Here is an 899-nt window from a genome sequence, read left to right on the forward strand (position 1 = left end):
TCCCCCGCTCAGGCTCAGGTCCCCCGCTCAGGCTCAGGTTCACGCTTTGTGCATGGAGGCACCTCCCTGCAGGAGGTGGTGGTGCCGGTGATCAAGCTCAAACGCGAACGCAAGGTCGAGAGCCGGGTGGTGGAGGCCGAGCTGTTGCGGGTGCCCGCCAAGATCACCACCGGCAAGCTCTCCTTTGGTCTGTTCCAACTGGAGCCGGTGGAGCCCAAAAAACGCCTGCCCTTGCAGCTGCGCATCGGCCTCTACGCCAAGGCTGATGGCGCCCTGCTCTGCGCCCACCGCAGCGTGCTTCTGGATTCCGCCGCTAGCGAGGCCCGCGAGCGGGAGCAGCAGGTGGTGCTGGAGCTCTCCAACGCTGCTAGCGACTACAACAACAAGACCCTGGAGCTGCGCCTGGAGCAGCAGCTCGATGGTGTCGCTACGCCAGTTCCCTACAAAACTGTGGAGCTGAAGCTGCAGAGGCCCTTTGGCAGCGATTTCGACGACTTCTGATGGCCTTAGCCCATAGCTAAACTAAGCGAGTCAATGGCAGAGGCCCCATGCGGGAATCGTCCTGCGGAGGTGATCACACGCGAATAGTGAACGTGCACCAGGCCAAAACCCACCTATCACGCTTAATCGATGATGCCCATGCGGGTGAAACCATCGTGCTTGCAAAAGCTGGCAAACCCTGGGCACGGCTGATGCCCCTGGCACCGCCCGTTCCCCAGCGCATCCCTGGCCGGTTGCGCAGCCGGGGCCCTCTCAGCCAGCCCGACCTGCTGCTCGAACCCATGGACCCCAGTGAACTGGAGAGCTGGGAGAACAGCGAACTACTTCCCCAGAAACTGCAGGGATGAGCAATGGGAACGCTTACTTACTAGACAGCCACGCTTTGCTGTGGTGGTGGT

2 protein-coding genes are annotated in these 899 nt (G+C 61.8%); both read left to right on the top strand.

Annotated elements, in window-relative coordinates:
- A partial coding sequence (locus tag C7K08_RS14610) for a PglZ domain-containing protein (RefSeq protein WP_241537294.1) occupies positions 1-501 on the top strand: 501 nt, incomplete at its 5' end.
- A gap of 47 nt (positions 502-548) precedes the next feature.
- Entirely contained in the window at positions 549-848 is a 300-nt protein-coding gene (locus C7K08_RS14615; RefSeq protein ID WP_106501187.1) for a type II toxin-antitoxin system Phd/YefM family antitoxin, read from the top strand.
- Positions 849-899 lie beyond the last annotated feature (51 nt).

The organism is Synechococcus lacustris str. Tous (assembly GCF_003011125.1).
Taxonomy (GTDB): Bacteria; Cyanobacteriota; Cyanobacteriia; order PCC-6307; family Cyanobiaceae; genus Synechococcus_D; species Synechococcus_D lacustris.